The organism is Geofilum rhodophaeum (assembly GCF_002210225.1).
GTDB classification, from domain to species: Bacteria; Bacteroidota; Bacteroidia; order Bacteroidales; family Marinilabiliaceae; genus Geofilum; species Geofilum rhodophaeum.
In genome coordinates this window covers 13730-29023 of the sequence record NZ_MWUJ01000017.1, presented here as the reverse complement: position 1 = coordinate 29023, position 15294 = coordinate 13730, and the positions used below count along the sequence as shown (strand labels likewise).

Here is a 15294-nt window from a genome sequence, read left to right as displayed (position 1 = left end):
TCGCTTTTATTTGAAATTGTTTTAAGCCCTAGAACCGGTAGCCCAAAGAAAGACCAAAACCGGTGTTCTTAACGGCATCGTCTTCGTGACTGATGTTCACCAAACCGAGTTGGGTATTGAATTGCAGGGACAGACCTGCACCAAACATGTAGCCAAAACCAATGTTGGCACCAACATCCAAAGGTTTATAATTAAAAAGACTACCTTCTTCTTCTTCTGAACCCATTTCGATATCCGTATCTCCCTCATCTGATTTGGCCTTGCCACCCAGACCATATCCCACATAGGGCCCAAAGGCAACAATCAGGTTTCCATCACCCAAAACAGGCTTATATACCAGATTCAAGGGAACCTCCAAATAATTCAAACCTATTTGAATATCCTCTCCCAAAAATTCGAACTTACTACCCTTGGTCGCAAAAAGCAAACCAGGAGCAAAATAAAAATCGGGAGCAACGGCTATTTCATAATCCACACCAATATTGAAACGCGGTGCCATCTTACCATCCTCAACACCATCACCCGTCAAATTCTGAAAATTCAAGCCGGCACGCAGGCCAAGACCCTGAGCAAAAAGTGTGCTGCCACCTACAAGCAGAGACAACAGCAAAACCATCATTGTTTTTTTCATCATTTATAAAATTAAGGTTGGTAAAAAAGTTTATTGGGCAGCCGCCTCACGTTCGGCTTCCTGAATCATTTTCTCGTTGGCGGTAATAACAAATTCTACGCGGCGATTTTGGGCGCGCCCTTCAGCAGAATCGTTGGAATACTTGGGTGAAGTCTCCCCATAACCTACGGTCTTAATACGCGCTGATGCGATTCCTTTACCCAACAGATAGGAGGTAACCGCATTGGCCCTACGCTCAGAAAGCGTTTGGTTGTAGGACTCTGCACCGCTGCTGTCGGTGTGCCCCTGCACCTCAATATCGGTATCGGGATAAGAGGTGAACACAGTCATCATTTGATCGAGATTTCCTTTGGCTTCAGTCGACAAATCGGAACTGTCAAAACCAAAAAGAATGTTGTTGGGCATCTCAACAATGATGCCTTCCCCAACACGCTCAACGTTAGCCTCGGGCAGCTTGGCCTTCATCTCTTCGGCCTGCTTGTCCATTTTGTTGCCAATAATGGCTCCGGTAACGCCACCCACGGTAGCACCAACAGCCGTACCCACTGCCGTATTCCCGGCGGTACGCCCCACAATGGCCCCTGCTGCAGCACCTCCAACGGTGCCAATAATGGCCCCTTTCTGAGTCCCTGTGAGCGACTTACAGCCACTCATTACAAGAGCCAGCATAAGCGCGGCGAAAGTAATTTTCTTAAGATTTCTAGTCATGATGTTTTCATTAAGATTAATAAAACAAGTGGTAATTTTGTCAATAATACCGACAATGTCAAATGTTTCAACAAAAAACCCCCTATACTGGGGGCTCCTGTTTTATAAAACAACGCAATTAACGCCACTTAATTTTCACAATCTCCCGTGGCCGTGTAATATGTGCCGGCAAGTGCTCCCGCACCAAGTCCTTTATGGCCTCCAACAACAAACTGCGGTTGAAACTGCGGTGACAAACCAGACTCACTTCACGAACCGGCTGGGGCTGCGCAAAACGTTTAATATGGGGTGCATCCGCGGCTCCAAGGGCCAGCTCAGGCACCAAGGTATAGCCCACTCCTTTACGGACCAAAGCTTTAAGCGTATCAATAGAGCCGCTTTCGTAGTGAAAATTAAAGGCGGGGTGACTCAATTGACTCTTGCAAAGATTCAAAGCCTGGGAGCGAAAACAGTGCCCCTCAGACAGCAACAAGACCTGGGCCACATCCAGCAAATCAGACGACAACTCCTCTTCGTTAAGCAGCGGGTGGCCCTCCGGTCCATAAAACACAAAAGCCTCATGAAACAAAACGACCTCTTCCAGATCGCGCTCCCCGGCAGGAGTGGCCATTATGGCCAAATCCAGCCGGTCTTCCTGCAGGGCCTTAATAATGCCTTCCGACTCCATTTCCTCAATACGCAACTGCGTGTTGGGGAAACGCCCCACGAAAGCAGGAAGAAAAAGCGGCAACAGATGGGGCGCCAGGGTGGGAATAATCCCCAGGCGGTATTCCCCCTCCAGGGTATTTTTCTCCCCATTCAAGGCGCCATGAAGCTCATTAATTTCCCGTAATATCCTGCGCGCCCTAACAATAAACAACTCCCCCTCAGGTGTCGGTTTCAAGGGTTTGCGCGAGCGGTCAAAAAGCTGAACCCCCAACTCTTCTTCCAATTTGCGCAGCTGCATGGTAAGCGTGGGCTGGGTGACAAAGCAGCTCTCGGCAGCGGCGACAAAATGCCGGTGCTCATCCAGCGCCACAACATACTCCAGTTGTTGAATATTCATGAAGCCTTACTTAATCGAACATGTTTTTCATCCGGCTGAAAAAATTCTGACCGGCATCGGCACCGGGGGCAAAAACCTCCGACTCCCTAAGCTTCTCCACCAAACGCGTATCCTCCTTCGACAAATCCTTGGGAATGTAAACATTGATCCGCACCAGTAAATCGCCACGTCTGTAACCATTTATTTCGGGCAGTCCCTTCCCCTTTAAACGCAATATTTTACCCGGCTGCGTGCCGCCATCTATTTTTACTTTCACCTTGCCTTCCACAGTCGGAATTTCTACAGCTGCGCCCAAAATGGCATCCGGCACACTCAATACCAGATTATAAATCAGATCGCTGCCGTCCCTGATCAATTCGGGATGCGCCTCTTCCTGAATCAGCACCAGCAAGTCGCCATTGATACCACCCCGGCGGGCAGCATTTCCCTTACCCGAAACAGAAAGCTGCATACCTTCCTCTACACCGGCAGGAATCTGAATGGTCACCACCTCATCCTGACGCATCAAACCTTCTCCGTTACACTCAGCACACTTATGGGTGATGATTTTCCCTTCGCCCTGACAGGTGGGACAGGTAGAAGTTGTTTGCATCTGTCCCAGTATCGTATTGCTGATACGAGTAACCTGACCCGTACCACGACAAGTGGAGCAATCGCTGTAAGAAGAACCGTTGGCAGCTCCCGTACCTTTACAGTGGCTGCAGCTCACATATTTTTTTACCTTAATTTTCTTTTCCACACCATTGGCAATCTCCTGCAGGGTCAGTTTCACTTTAACCCTGAGGTTGGAGCCTTTATTGACACGCTGGCCGCCACGACTTCCGCCAAAACCGCCAAAGCCGCCACCAAAACCACCAAAGCCACCACCAAAAATATCACCGAAATGCGAAAAGATGTCGTCCATGCTCATACCGCCACCAAAGCCGCCGCCTCCCGAGGCGCCGCCAACACCGGCATGTCCGTACTGGTCGTAACGTCTGCGCTTGTCCTCATTGCTCAACACCTCATAGGCCTCAGCAGCTTCCTTAAACTTTTCTTCCGCCTCCTTATTGCCCGGGTTTTTATCGGGGTGAAATTGTATGGCTTTTTTGCGGTAGGCCTTTTTTATTTCGTCTGCGGAAGCATTCTTACTTACTTCCAGTATTTCGTAATAATCTCTTTTTGACATATCGGGTACTTTAGTATTATTCTCCTACTACCACCTTGGGAAAACGAATGACCTTATCATCCAGCAAATATCCCTTCTCTACACAGTCCAAAATTTTACCCTTAAGGTCTTCGCTCGGGGCGGGAATCTTGGTTACTGCTTCATGCATATCGGCATCAAAAGCCACCTCCCTGGTTTCCATAACCTGAACGCCATGGCGCGACAAGTAAGCCAGGAATTTATTGTAAATCAGGCTTATTCCTTCTTTCACAGCTTCCAAATCAGAGGCCGCCTCCAGATGCTGCAGGGCCCGTTCAAAATCATCAACCACGGGCAACATGCCGCTGAAAATCTTTTCTCCGGCACTCTTGCTCAAATCCATCTTCTCCTTAAGCGTACGCCGACGGTAGTTGTCGTATTCGGCCACCAGGCGCAAATGCTTATCGTTCAAATCGGCAAACTGCTTCTCCAGCTCTGCCACTCTGTCTTCATCGCAGGGGACAGCTTCCGCAGCTTCTTCAGGGGCTGCATCCGTTTCATCACCGTTCTCCTCCTTCACTTGTTCCGCATCAAGGGGCGATTCAGTGCTGTGCTCATCCTGCTCCACCTCCTTTTTCAGTTCCTTTTCCTTACCTTTTGCTTGTTTCTTGCTCATATCTGGTATTTTTTATAGACACTCTTTATTGAATCCTGCAAAACTACTCAATTTTTTTGCCAATTTGACCCCTTAAGACATTTTGACAGGGAAAGCCATAAAGGACCTCCTTCCACCTGTTACAATGACAAAGACAGTGTCGGTAAGCCGACACTGTCTTTCTTCAAGTTACTTAATCCCAAAAATAAATAACTGTTTGCCGTTGGACGATTAACGCCTATAAGCTGCAAAACGCGTCTGATCAACAGTAGCCAAACGCTCCAGCGTAACAGCTATCTCCTCCAAATCATTACCACGCTCTACGATACGGCCAGAACCATCCAGCAGAAACACCTCAGAGGGTCCATCCACTTGAAAAGCCTGAGCCAGAGGCGAATCGCTTCCTTTCCAGTCGCACAAATGTGCAAAATCTTCCAACTGATCCCTTTCAATGGAATTGTAAAGGGGACTTTTGAACCAGTCGAGCGAAATACTTACCACATCCAATCCCTCCCCATTCAGGAAAAGGGCATTCTTGTACTGCTCGAGCAGCTGCTTCTTTCTATAATTGTTCACTCTGGATGGCGCGTCGTACGACGCCCAAAAATCGACCAGCACCATTTTCCCTTCCCATTGGGCAGATGAAAAATGAGTCCCGTCCAGCAGATGACCCTCAATTTCCGGCGCCTTGTCACCCACCATCAGTCCCTCAGAAGGCTCCGAAGAGCTGTTCATAAAGGACAGGAAACAAAGACCCGTAAAAATTGCTGTTGCTACTGCTTTAAATCTCATGTGTTTTAATTTCGTGAATAACTACGGTACAAAATTCCGCTTTTTAATTGGTACCCCACCGTAATTTTAGATGAAGCCCCCGGAATTGTTGACCGATGAATTAACGCTGCAAAAATATGCTACAAAACAGTCAAAAACCAAACCAAGTTGTTTGCAAAAGTTAAATAAAATCAGTATACTATAAACAAATAAAGCTAAGATGCTTAAAGTAAGCATCTTAGCTTTCTGTTAAAAAGGCAAAAAAATGACTAATGGCCCGTTTCCTTTTACGAACTAAAGCCTAAACACGACGAATGTCAGCCCCCAGTAGATTAAGGCGCTTATCAATGTCCTCATAGCCCCTGTCAATTTGCTCAATATTATGGATTACACTCTTCCCCTTTGCCGACAAAGCGGCAATCAACAAAGCCACACCGGCCCTTATATCCGGCGAAGTCATTACGCTGCCCCTAAGCGAGGTGGCATGATTATGACCAATAACCGTAGCCCGGTGCGGATCGCACAGAATGATGCTGGCCCCCATGTCGATCAACTTATCCACAAAGAAGAGCCTGCTCTCGAACATCTTTTGATGAATCAGCACACTGCCTTTAGCCTGGGTCGCCACCACCAAAAAAACGCTCAGCAAGTCGGGCGTTAAACCGGGCCAGGGCGCATCGGCAATGGTCATGATGGAACCATCAATAAAGGTTTCAATTTCATAATTCTCCTGAGCCGGCACATAAATATCCTCACCACGAATCTCCAGCTGTATTCCCATACGCTTAAACGCAAGCGGAATCACACCCAGCTCGGAGGGCGCAGCATCCTTGATGGTAAGTTCACTTTGCGTCATCGCAGCCATACCAATAAAACTGCCCACCTCAATCATATCGGGCAAAATGCGATGCTGCGCGCCATGCAAACGCTCCACCCCTTCAATACTAAGCAAGTTAGAGCCCACGCCCGAAATACGGGCACCCATTTGATTGAGCAGGCGACAGAGCTGCTGCAGATAGGGCTCACAAGCAGCATTGTATAAGGTGGTGGTTCCCGGCGTCAACACAGCAGCCATCACCACATTGGCCGTTCCGGTAACCGAAGCCTCATCCAGCAGAATGTAGGTACCCCTCAGCGTTTCGGCATGAACGGTATAAAAAATCTCATCGGGTAAAAATTCAAAGCGGGCACCCAGCTTCTCAAAGCCATAGAAGTGGGTATCGAGCCTTCTGCGCCCAATCTTATCGCCTCCCGGCTTGGGAAAGTAAGCCTTTCCGAAACGAGCCAGGAGAGGCCCCATAATCATAATCGATCCCCTTAAAGAGGAGGCTCTTTGCCTAAAAGCCGGAGTCTGCATATAAGTCAGATCCACCTTATCCGCCTTAAAACTGTATTTGTTCCGATGGTGTTTGACCACCTCCACACCCATCTCGCCCAGAAGGCTGATCAGGTGGTTCACATCCAGAATATCCGGAATATTATCGATACAGACTTCCTCATCGGTCAACAAGCAGGAACAAATAACCTGCAGCGCCTCATTTTTTGCCCCCTGAGGGGTAATTTCGCCGGACATCCGGCAGGGTCCGTTGATCTCAAAACTGCTCATGCCTCAACCTTTACGACTCCAGTTGTTGCCGTCTTTCTTAGAATAAAACTTACGACGCTGACGATTATTCCCGTGACTTTGGTTGCCAGCAGCATTGTTGCCCTGATGCACCGTCTGCGGAAGATTGGCCTCCTTAAATTCGATGGCCTGCACCTGTTCCATAGTGGGTTCAATTTCCCCTTTGGAAAGCATGCGCAAATCGTTCAACACCCTTTCGTCGGTAGCATTATCGCGGTTCCAATTGAAAAGCGACTTGCGCATATGGTAGGCGATCAAAGCAATCAAATGCGCCTTAAGCGGCCCCTCTTCCATCACAACCGCCTTAGCAATCATCTGCTCAATCAGGCGACCATAATGCTTAAAACGCATGTGGTAATCGTTGTAGGGAACAGTTTCGGGACGAGTGGTGAAATTTGAAGCCTGAGGAATCTCATAGGGATAATCGATATCCAGACTAAAATCCGACATAATGGCCAAATGGTCCCAAAGCTTGTGTTTAAAATCACTTACGTCTCGCAGGTGGGGAAACAGATTTCCCATCACCGAAACGATGGCATGGGCGCAGCGGGTGCGCTCCTCACGACTTTCGAGTCCCTTGGCGTGCTCCACCATCTTATGAATGTGCCGACCGTATTCCGGCATCACAAGGGGACTGCGTGTTGAATTATAATCCATTAAAAAGAATTGATGTGTATGTTATGTTCTTATAGTCCGGGACCGAAGGAGGTAAGTTCATCACGGCCGGCCCAAACGACAGAAGGTCAGATCAATTGCCAAAATTAAGACAATAATCTCAGTTTGGCAAACTTTAGCAACAATTGTTTGGTACCGGCATTGTCAAAGGCAATCATCGCTTTAAGGTTGGGCGCCTGACCTTCAAGAGCCATCACTTCCCCCTGACCAAAACGTTCGTGCGCCACACGACTTCCAACCACTATGTCGCCGCCGGTTCCGGCAAAGGTTTCAGAGCTAAAGGCAGGCTTGCGTACCGGGGACTCCTCCCGAAACGAAAAGCTGCGCTTGGTCGCAATGCTTCCATTGTCGCTGTCGGCCTTGCGCTTAAAGCGGCCTCCCGGGGCCGTCGCGGAACGACCTACTGCAGCGGTCTCCACACCTTCCAGATAAGCAGTGTCTATATCTTTAAGAAACCGACTCGGGGTAACAAAATTATGCTCGCCATACTTAAAACGACTGCGGGCGTAGGACAGGGTTACCTGCTTTTCGGCACGGGTAACGGCCACATAAAAAAGCCTGCGCTCTTCCTCCAGGCCCTGTTCACTGTTGCCCGACATGGGAGAAGGGAAGAGCCCTTCCTCCACCCCGGCAATAAACACATAGGGAAACTCAAGTCCCTTGGCCGAGTGAATGGTCATCAGCGTTACCCGATCGGTATCCTCTGAATCGCCCTGATCCATATCGGTCAGCAAGGCCACTTCTTCCAGAAAATCCACCAGCTTGTTGTCCTCTCCACTTTCGATACGCTCCTCTGTAAACTCCCTGACCCCGTTGAGTAATTCGTCCAGGTTTTCGATACGGGTTTGCCCCTCCGTGCTTTTATCCTGATGCAAATCTTTAAGAATGCCCGATTGCGCCACCACCTCTGTAGTCAGTTCATAAGCATTCATCACGGGCAACAGGCGCTCAAAACTCCGAATCAATTGCACAAAAGCACCCAGCTTTTTCAGCGTTCCGGCATTAAAGCCCACACGCCCCAATTCGGGATGCGTCAGCACCTCCCAGAGACTCATCTGATTGTCCGCTGCGGCCTTTTCCAGCCGGTCCATAGTGGTTTTACCAATGCCACGCGCCGGATAATTGATGATGCGCTTGAGCGCCTCGCCATCGCGGGGATTGATGACCATACGCAGATAGGCCAAAAGATCTTTTATTTCCTTGCGCTGATAAAAGGAAAGACCACCATACATGCGGTAAGGAACATTGTTTTTGCGCAGGGCCTCCTCGAAAATCCTCGACTGAGCATTGGTACGATACAAAATGGCAAAATCGGCATAGGCGCAAGTCGCATTGAGTCGTCGATTCTGCAACTCCTTCACCACCATATAACCTTCTTCCACATCGGAATAGGCTTGCAACACTTTCAGTTTCTCACCTTCTTCCTTGTCCGAAAAAACGACCTTGGGAATTTGGCCCTTATTATTGGCAATGATGCTGTTGGCAGCATTAACGATGTTGCGCGTCGACCGATAATTCTGCTCCAGTTTAAACAAATGATAACCCGGATAATCGTTCCGAAAATTCAGAATATTCTCAATTTTTGCTCCACGGAAACTGTAGATACTCTGGGCATCATCGCCCACCACACAAACATTTTTGTGCTGCTCGGCCAGCTTACGTACAATCAGATACTGCGAGAAATTGGTATCCTGGTACTCATCCACCAAAACATAGCGAAACTGTTCCTGGTATTTGGCCAGGACTTCGGGATGATCCCGAAAAAGCAAATTGGTATTTAGGAGAAGGTCGTCAAAATCCATCGCGCCGGCTTGCAGGCAGGCCCGCAAATATCGAAGATAAATTTCATACACCATAGGCACCTTGGCGGCCTTGTCGGCCGCCAAGCGATGGGTATCGCGTGCATAGGCAGCCGGTAAAACCAAATCGTTTTTGGCGGCAGATATGCGCGAAAGGATCAGACCCGGCTTGTACTCCTTATCGGTAATCTGCAATTCCTTAAGTATGCTCTTAATCAAACTCTTGGAATCGGCCGTATCGTAAATGGTAAAACTCGAAGGAAAGTTCAGGTGCTCGGCCTCCACGCGAAGAATACGCGCAAAAACAGAGTGAAAGGTGCCCATCCACAAACGAGAAGCCACCTCCTTACCAGTCAGAGCCGCAATGCGCTCCTTCATTTCCCGGGCGGCTTTATTGGTAAAAGTCAAAGCCAGCACCCGCCAGGGGGGCACCCCCTGCTGCAAAAGGTAAGCAATTCGATAAGTCAACACCCTGGTCTTGCCCGATCCGGCACCCGCCACCACCAGGGTGGGACCGTCAATGGTGGTAACGGCAGACCTTTGCGCCTCATTCAACTGATCAAGATAATCCTGCACTTTTCTCGTCTTTTGAAGATTTAAATGGATAGCTAAACAACAAAAATACAATTATTCCCGAACAAATCCGTTAGTAATTGTTGCGACAAAAACTGTATATTCGCCCTTATATGAAATCTAGCCTCTCCATTCTTTTGCTGTTGCTGCTTGCCCCAAGTGCATCGCTGTTAACCCGGGCGCAGATCAGCCCCGCACCCGGCACAAGCTACCTCAACGTCGCCAACGAACTGGCTCCGTCCGACTCCATCTTTCTGGTCAGCCAGCTGGGCACCCTTATTCTCCAGGCACCCGATAACCAAAACAGTCTTATTTACGAATGGATCGGCTTCAACAAAGCCGAAGGCACCTGGTCGATTCCCCTGGCCACCGGCAACATCTCCACCTACATGCCTGCTTCAGAAGGAGGCATCTTGTTAAACATCCGCGAACCGGACACCAACGAAGTATTGCAGCAACACCGTTGCTGGATCTTTCAACCACAAATAAACACCGTAGGCATAAGCATAGACAACAATAATTGCGACCTTCTTGAACTGTTAGCGACCGCAGAAACCCGCGTTTTAGAGTATTTTGATGCCAACGGACAGCAGGCCACTGTTTCCTATCCCTTGCATTTTGAATGGCAGGCAGAAGCCGAGGTGCTGGATGGCCATTCCAACCGCCTTCTGCTGGATGCCCCAACCAGCGACCGCACCTACCGCGTCAAAGCTTCCTTGCCGGCGCTTAGCCTCGAGCAGGAAAGTGAGGACCTGGCCCACACCGCCATTGCCGTAAAAGCCAGCTTCTCCTACAACTCCACAAAACCAGAGGTAGCCCATGAGGGACATAGTGAAACGGAGGGCTCTGCACCCTACGAACTCCGATTTACCGACGAAAGCGAGGGACCTGTAAGCAGTTGGGAGTGGGATTTTGGCAGTCGCACCTCCGTTACCCGTGACCCTTTTCATGTTTTTACTGAGGTGGGAAAAGATACGGTACTGTTGCGGGTACAATCGGCACACGGCTGCGTAAGCATCGACAATCACTTGGTGGTCACCATCACCGAGTTGCTGGTGGAAGTCCCCAACACCTTTACGCCCAACAACGACGGGGTCAACGACGAATTCCGGGTATACTACCGTTCGGTACGTAAGTTCAGCATGGTCGTATTCAACAGCTGGGGACGCAAAGTTTACGAGTCGACCGACCCTTCCCTGGGCTGGGACGGTTCCATCGGCAACGGTTTGGCAGAACCGGGGGTGTACTTCTATGTGATTGAGGCAGAAGGTTACGAATCTAACGAGCGGAAAAAGCTCCAGGGACCGCTTCATTTGATTCGGGGCAAGTAATCAGGCCCGCTCCACCCGCTCAGGATCCAGCAAGGCTTCGCCCTTCAGACGCAAAAACACCTGGGCGGTAGCCAAAATGTCCTTTTCACAATACCGGGCTATCCGATCCACATCGTCCTCGACGTAATACACCCGGGCCACCTGACTCCCATCAATATCGTCCTTAGGCGTAGGCACCCCAAGAATTTTGGCCAGTAAGGCCAAAGAAGTGGAATGCCGAAAATCGCCAAACTTCCACAAGTCCATCGTATCTAAAAAATTAAGCTCCCACGGTTTTTTACCAGCCACATCCAGAGCCTGGGGCAGTTTAATGCCATGTATAAGCATACGGCGGGCTATAAATGGGAAATCAAAATCCTTGGCATTATGGCCACAAAGAAAGTGTCCGGGCTGGGCAGTAAAGCCATCCAGCACCCGACCAAAGTCGAGCAGCAGCTGGCGCTCGTCTCTGCCGTAAAAGCTTTTTGCCCGAAACCAGCGCGCCCCCTCCCGTTCGGTGATCACACCGGCCGAGATACACACAATCTTCCCAAACTCGGCGTAAATCCCCGCCCGCTCATAAACCTGGGCCGGCGTTTCCTCCTCCGTACGGAAAGCCGCCGACTTCTTGGTCCACAAGGCCTTAAAATCCTCATCCAGGCCTTCAAAGGAAGACTCCGCAGGCACGGTTTCCACATCGATAAACAAAACTCGCTCAGCTGCAATACGATCCAACATAAAGCAAAAATTCAAAAGTGACAATTAATGGGGCTGATCCAGATTTCTCATAATAAACTGACTCAGCAAATCAATGGCTGCCTTGTTGTTGCCCCCCTGAGGCACAATCAGATCGGCATAACGCTTGGTCGGTTCAATAAACTGCAAATGCATAGGCTTTACAGTTTCTTCATAACGACGAAGTACCTTCTGCACGGTCCGTCCCCGTTCCTCCATATCGCGATGAATGACTCTTATCAAGCGCTCGTCCGGCTCTGCATCTACAAAAACACGCAAATCCATCAACTCCCGTAAAGCGGGGTGTCCCAGAATCAGGATGCCCTCCACAATAACCACGTCGCGCGGAAGCACTGCTATGGTTTCGGGCTGACGGGTGCAAGTCAGATAAGAATAGACCGGTTGTTCAATGGCTTCCCCCCTGCGGAGCGCTTCGATGTGCGCCACCAGCAACTCAAATTCCAAGGCATCGGGATGGTCAAAATTGATTTTTTGCCGCTCCTCCAAGGGAAGGTGCCCGCTGTCTCTATAGTACGAATCCTGTGCCATTACGGCCACTTCTCCCTGTGGCAACTGCTCCACGATTTTGCGCACCACCGTTGTCTTTCCCGAACCGGTTCCGCCGGCTATTCCTATAATCAGCATAAGTCGCTAAAAAGAATTACATTTGAATTCAAATAAACAAATATTTTCACAATGATTAAGCACGTTGTTTTATTTAAATTCAAAGCCGAGGTCAGACAGGAAGCCGGACAAGAGCAGCTTCTGTCGTTGAAGAAAGAGCTTGAAATGCTCAAAGTCCACATTCCGGAACTCAAACATATTGAAGCGGGCATCAACGCCAACCCCAAGGAGGAATACGATCTGGCCCTGCTTACTGAGTTCGCCGACTGGCAGGCATTACAGGTGTATGTCGTGCATCCCGACCACCAAAAGGTTGCAAAAAAAATACGCGCCATTCTGGAAGAGCGGGCCTGTGTGGATTATGAATTCTAATTCTGAAATGTAAAAAGGTCGCTCCCCTTAGGCAGCGACCTTTTTTATACGCAAAAAAAACTGTTTTACAACTTGTCGGAATAAACCGAACCGGGCAGAGATCGCAGGTTGTATTGCGAAGCCATCACCTCACCGTATGCTCCTGCCGAACGCAATACGATCAAATCGCCACGCGAAGTTTTGGGCAAAGAAACCGCCTTGCCAAAGCTGTCGGACGACTCGCAAATGGGTCCCACCACATCGTACTTTTCCTCCGGAGCCGCACTGCTGATGTTTTCAATTTTATGGTAGGCCTGATACAAGGCCGGACGAATCAACTCGGTCATGCCACCATCCACAATGGCAAACTTCGTTTTGACTCCCTCTTTGATGTACAGCACGCGGGTAACCAGACTCCCGGCCTGACCGGTAATTGAACGACCCAGTTCAAAATGCACTTCCTGATCGTCGCGTAGCGTAAGTCCCTCCTTAAACACCTTAAAATAATTCTCGAAATCTGGAATCGGATGCTGATCGGGATCCTCATAATCGATGCCCAATCCACCGCCCACATTAATCACACGTGGATACAACTGCTGCTGAATAAACCACTCCTGAATTTCATTAACCCGAACACACAAGTCCTTAAAGGAGCTGAGATCGGTAATCTGTGAGCCTATATGAAAATGAATGCCCTCAAAAGAAACGTGCTGCAACTTTTTCAGAACCCCCACCACCTTATCCAGATCCCACTGATTAATGCCAAACTTATTCTCTTTAAGTCCGGTAGTTATATAATGGTGCGTTTTGGCATTTACATTGGGGTTAATGCGCAGCGCCACATGGGCATGCTTGCCCTTTTTAGCGGCCAGTTCGTTGATGATTTCCAATTCGGGAATCGACTCCACATTGAAGCAGGCAATGTCGTTGTCGAGCCCCAGCTCTATTTCCCAGTCGGCCTTCCCCACGCCGGCAAATACAATACCCGATGGTGCAAAGCCCGCATCCAGGGCACGCTGCACCTCAAAACCGCTCACACAGTCGACCCCCAGCCCAAAGCTGCGGATCATCTCCAAAACCCGGAGATTGGCGTTCGACTTTATGGCATAATGCACCACGAAACCATGCTGCTGCGAATGCTCACGCAGTTGCTTGAGCGTTCGCTCCAGCAACTCCATATCGTAATAATAAAAAGGGGTCTTAATGTTCTGCAACTTCTGTAATGGGAAGGAATTCTGCATCTGCTCTAATGGTTTTTATCGTTTCAAATGTTGTTCTGTTAAAGTAACAAGGCCGGACTAAAATAGTTTCTCGCTTAGCGTTCGCAGTGCCAGCTTCTTGTAATCGGCACTCACCAGCATAGATATGTTGTGGTCCGACCCGCCATAGGAAATCATTCGAACGGGAATATCGCGCAAAGCATTAAAAATGCGGTTGGCATAGCCCTTGTTTTCGCGCACCAGGTCGCCCACCACACAAATGATGACCTGATCGCGGTCCACCTCCACGGTACCAAATTTCTTCAAATCGTCCACTATGTCGTCGATGTGCCGATCGTTATCGATGGTTACCGACACCCCAACCTCGGAGGTGGTAATCATATCGATGGGTGTTTTGTAGCTTTCAAAAATCTCAAAGACCTTACGCATGAAGCCATAGGCCAGCAACATGCGCCCCGATTTGATGCGAATGGCGGTTATGCCGTCTTTGGCAGCAATGGCTTTGATGTCGCCTTTTATTTCCTTGCCCGAAATGGTGGTGCCGGGGGCCGAAGGATCAAGGGTGTTCAGGAGGCGTACAGGTATATCGGCCAGCTTGGCTGGCAGCACGCTGGTTGGGTGCAGAATCTTTGCGCCAAAATAAGCCAATTCAGCCGCTTCATCGAACGACAGCTCAGCGATGGACCTGGTACCCTCCACATAACGCGGATCGTTGTTGTGCATCCCGTCGATGTCGGTCCATATCTGAATTTCATCGGCACCCACTGCCGCGCCAATCAGCGAAGCAGAATAATCACTGCCACCCCTTTGCAGGTTGTCCACCTCGCCAAAAGCATTGCGACAAATGTAACCCTGGGTAATAAAAATCTGCACCTCGGGCTGCTCCTCCAATAAAGGATTCAAATTCTCCCGAATGTAAGCCATATCGGGCTCATTGTTTTTGTTGGTGCGCATAAAATCCAAAGCGGGCAATAAGGCCGATGCCACACCCTGTTCCTGCAGATAGTAATTCACCATGGCGGTGGACATCAACTCACCCTGGGCCAGAATGCTCTTCTCTTCATAAACCGTAAATACGTCCCTGGTATAGCCCTTGATTTCATCAAAATGCAAGCGAATCAATTCCCGTCCCAGCTCCTTATATTTGTCGGTGGCATACAGCGCCTCCACTTCCTCATAGTACTTTTTTTCCATCTGGCTGACAATCTCATTGGCGCCGTCGTGGTTCTTCTTATAAAGGTAGTTGGCAATCTCTACCAAATTATTGGTGGTTCCCGACATCGCCGACAATACCACAATCTTTCGATCGCCGTCGTTGACCAAAGCAGCCACTTCCTTCATCCGGTCGGCAGATCCTACGGAAGTCCCGCCAAATTTTAAAACCTTCATAGCCTAAATTTTTATCTTTTGGGTTGCAAAATTAAACCAAATAGCACAAAAAAGTAAA

15 protein-coding genes are annotated in these 15294 nt (G+C 49.2%); 2 read left to right on the top strand and 13 right to left on the bottom strand.

Features of this window, described 5'->3' with window-relative positions; all coding sequences use genetic code 11:
• Positions 1–28 precede the first annotated feature (28 nt).
• From B4W65_RS13645 to B4W65_RS13605, 9 genes are all read right to left on the bottom strand, one after another.
• On the bottom strand, positions 29–634 hold the full coding sequence (locus tag B4W65_RS13645; RefSeq protein WP_088655723.1) for a porin family protein: 606 nt from the start codon (positions 632–634) through the stop codon (positions 29–31).
• Positions 635–661: 27 nt separating this feature from the next.
• The gene (locus B4W65_RS13640) at positions 662–1339 is read right to left on the bottom strand and encodes an OmpA family protein (RefSeq protein ID WP_088655722.1); all 678 of its coding nucleotides are present in this window, start codon (positions 1337–1339) and stop codon (positions 662–664) included.
• Positions 1340–1457: 118 nt separating this feature from the next.
• The gene (locus B4W65_RS13635) at positions 1458–2384 is read right to left on the bottom strand and encodes a hydrogen peroxide-inducible genes activator (protein ID WP_088655721.1); all 927 of its coding nucleotides are present in this window, start codon (positions 2382–2384) and stop codon (positions 1458–1460) included.
• Between the two features lie 10 nt (positions 2385–2394).
• Complete coding sequence (gene dnaJ / locus B4W65_RS13630; protein ID WP_088655720.1) at positions 2395–3552, bottom strand: molecular chaperone DnaJ; 1158 nt, start codon at positions 3550–3552, stop codon at positions 2395–2397.
• A gap of 16 nt (positions 3553–3568) precedes the next feature.
• Positions 3569–4186, bottom strand: coding sequence for a nucleotide exchange factor GrpE (locus B4W65_RS13625; RefSeq protein WP_088655719.1), 618 nt, complete (start codon positions 4184–4186; stop codon positions 3569–3571).
• Between the two features lie 210 nt (positions 4187–4396).
• Positions 4397–4957, bottom strand: coding sequence for a TlpA family protein disulfide reductase (locus B4W65_RS13620; protein WP_088655718.1), 561 nt, complete (start codon positions 4955–4957; stop codon positions 4397–4399).
• Between the two features lie 280 nt (positions 4958–5237).
• Positions 5238–6542 (bottom strand): UDP-N-acetylglucosamine 1-carboxyvinyltransferase, encoded by a 1305-nt coding sequence (gene murA, locus B4W65_RS13615; protein ID WP_088655717.1) that lies wholly within the window; start codon positions 6540–6542, stop codon positions 5238–5240.
• A gap of 3 nt (positions 6543–6545) precedes the next feature.
• Positions 6546–7217 (bottom strand): DUF4290 domain-containing protein, encoded by a 672-nt coding sequence (locus B4W65_RS13610; RefSeq protein ID WP_088655716.1) that lies wholly within the window; start codon positions 7215–7217, stop codon positions 6546–6548.
• Positions 7218–7321: 104 nt separating this feature from the next.
• Positions 7322–9610: an ATP-dependent helicase gene (locus B4W65_RS13605; RefSeq protein WP_088655715.1), complete on the bottom strand. Its 2289-nt coding sequence runs from the start codon at positions 9608–9610 to the stop codon at positions 7322–7324.
• A 110-nt stretch (positions 9611–9720) separates the two neighbouring features.
• Between B4W65_RS13605 and B4W65_RS13600 the strand changes: the two genes are divergently transcribed.
• Entirely contained in the window at positions 9721–10938 is a 1218-nt protein-coding gene (locus B4W65_RS13600; protein ID WP_088655714.1) for a T9SS type B sorting domain-containing protein, read from the top strand.
• On the opposite strand, the gene B4W65_RS13595 is transcribed toward B4W65_RS13600, so the two are convergent.
• On the bottom strand, positions 10939–11655 hold the full coding sequence (locus B4W65_RS13595) for a 3'-5' exonuclease (protein WP_088655774.1): 717 nt from the start codon (positions 11653–11655) through the stop codon (positions 10939–10941).
• A 24-nt stretch (positions 11656–11679) separates the two neighbouring features.
• Positions 11680–12297 carry a uridine kinase gene (gene udk, locus B4W65_RS13590; RefSeq protein ID WP_088655713.1) on the bottom strand — a complete coding sequence of 206 codons (618 nt, stop codon included), beginning with the start codon at positions 12295–12297 and terminating at the stop codon, positions 11680–11682.
• A 51-nt stretch (positions 12298–12348) separates the two neighbouring features.
• Between udk and B4W65_RS13585 the strand changes: the two genes are divergently transcribed.
• Entirely contained in the window at positions 12349–12648 is a 300-nt protein-coding gene (locus B4W65_RS13585; RefSeq protein ID WP_088655712.1) for a Dabb family protein, read from the top strand.
• A gap of 65 nt (positions 12649–12713) precedes the next feature.
• On the opposite strand, the gene lysA is transcribed toward B4W65_RS13585, so the two are convergent.
• Both lysA and B4W65_RS13575 read right to left on the bottom strand, forming a co-directional pair.
• Positions 12714–13868, bottom strand: coding sequence for a diaminopimelate decarboxylase (gene lysA / locus B4W65_RS13580; protein WP_088655711.1), 1155 nt, complete (start codon positions 13866–13868; stop codon positions 12714–12716).
• A gap of 57 nt (positions 13869–13925) precedes the next feature.
• Positions 13926–15236: an aspartate kinase gene (locus tag B4W65_RS13575; RefSeq protein ID WP_088655710.1), complete on the bottom strand. Its 1311-nt coding sequence runs from the start codon at positions 15234–15236 to the stop codon at positions 13926–13928.
• Positions 15237–15294: the final 58 nt, after the last annotated feature.

Excerpts from the sequence above, each read along its gene's own strand:
- B4W65_RS13575 (WP_088655710.1), bottom strand. The coding sequence starts at position 15,236 with ATGAAGGTTTTAAAATTTGGCGGGACTTCCGTAGGATCTGCCGACCGG.
- B4W65_RS13595 (WP_088655774.1), bottom strand. The coding sequence starts at position 11,655 with ATGTTGGATCGTATTGCAGCTGAGCGAGTTTTGTTTATCGATGTGGAA.
- B4W65_RS13645 (WP_088655723.1), bottom strand. The coding sequence starts at position 634 with ATGATGAAAAAAACAATGATGGTTTTGCTGTTGTCTCTGCTTGTAGGT.
- B4W65_RS13640 (WP_088655722.1), bottom strand. The coding sequence starts at position 1,339 with ATGACTAGAAATCTTAAGAAAATTACTTTCGCCGCGCTTATGCTGGCT.
- B4W65_RS13620 (WP_088655718.1), bottom strand. The coding sequence starts at position 4,957 with ATGAGATTTAAAGCAGTAGCAACAGCAATTTTTACGGGTCTTTGTTTC.
- dnaJ (WP_088655720.1), bottom strand. The coding sequence starts at position 3,552 with ATGTCAAAAAGAGATTATTACGAAATACTGGAAGTAAGTAAGAATGCT.
- B4W65_RS13635 (WP_088655721.1), bottom strand. The coding sequence starts at position 2,384 with ATGAATATTCAACAACTGGAGTATGTTGTGGCGCTGGATGAGCACCGG.
- B4W65_RS13610 (WP_088655716.1), bottom strand. The coding sequence starts at position 7,217 with ATGGATTATAATTCAACACGCAGTCCCCTTGTGATGCCGGAATACGGT.
- murA (WP_088655717.1), bottom strand. The coding sequence starts at position 6,542 with ATGAGCAGTTTTGAGATCAACGGACCCTGCCGGATGTCCGGCGAAATT.
- lysA (WP_088655711.1), bottom strand. The coding sequence starts at position 13,868 with ATGCAGAATTCCTTCCCATTACAGAAGTTGCAGAACATTAAGACCCCT.
- B4W65_RS13625 (WP_088655719.1), bottom strand. The coding sequence starts at position 4,186 with ATGAGCAAGAAACAAGCAAAAGGTAAGGAAAAGGAACTGAAAAAGGAG.
- B4W65_RS13600 (WP_088655714.1), top strand. The coding sequence starts at position 9,721 with ATGAAATCTAGCCTCTCCATTCTTTTGCTGTTGCTGCTTGCCCCAAGT.
- B4W65_RS13585 (WP_088655712.1), top strand. The coding sequence starts at position 12,349 with ATGATTAAGCACGTTGTTTTATTTAAATTCAAAGCCGAGGTCAGACAG.
- udk (WP_088655713.1), bottom strand. The coding sequence starts at position 12,297 with ATGCTGATTATAGGAATAGCCGGCGGAACCGGTTCGGGAAAGACAACG.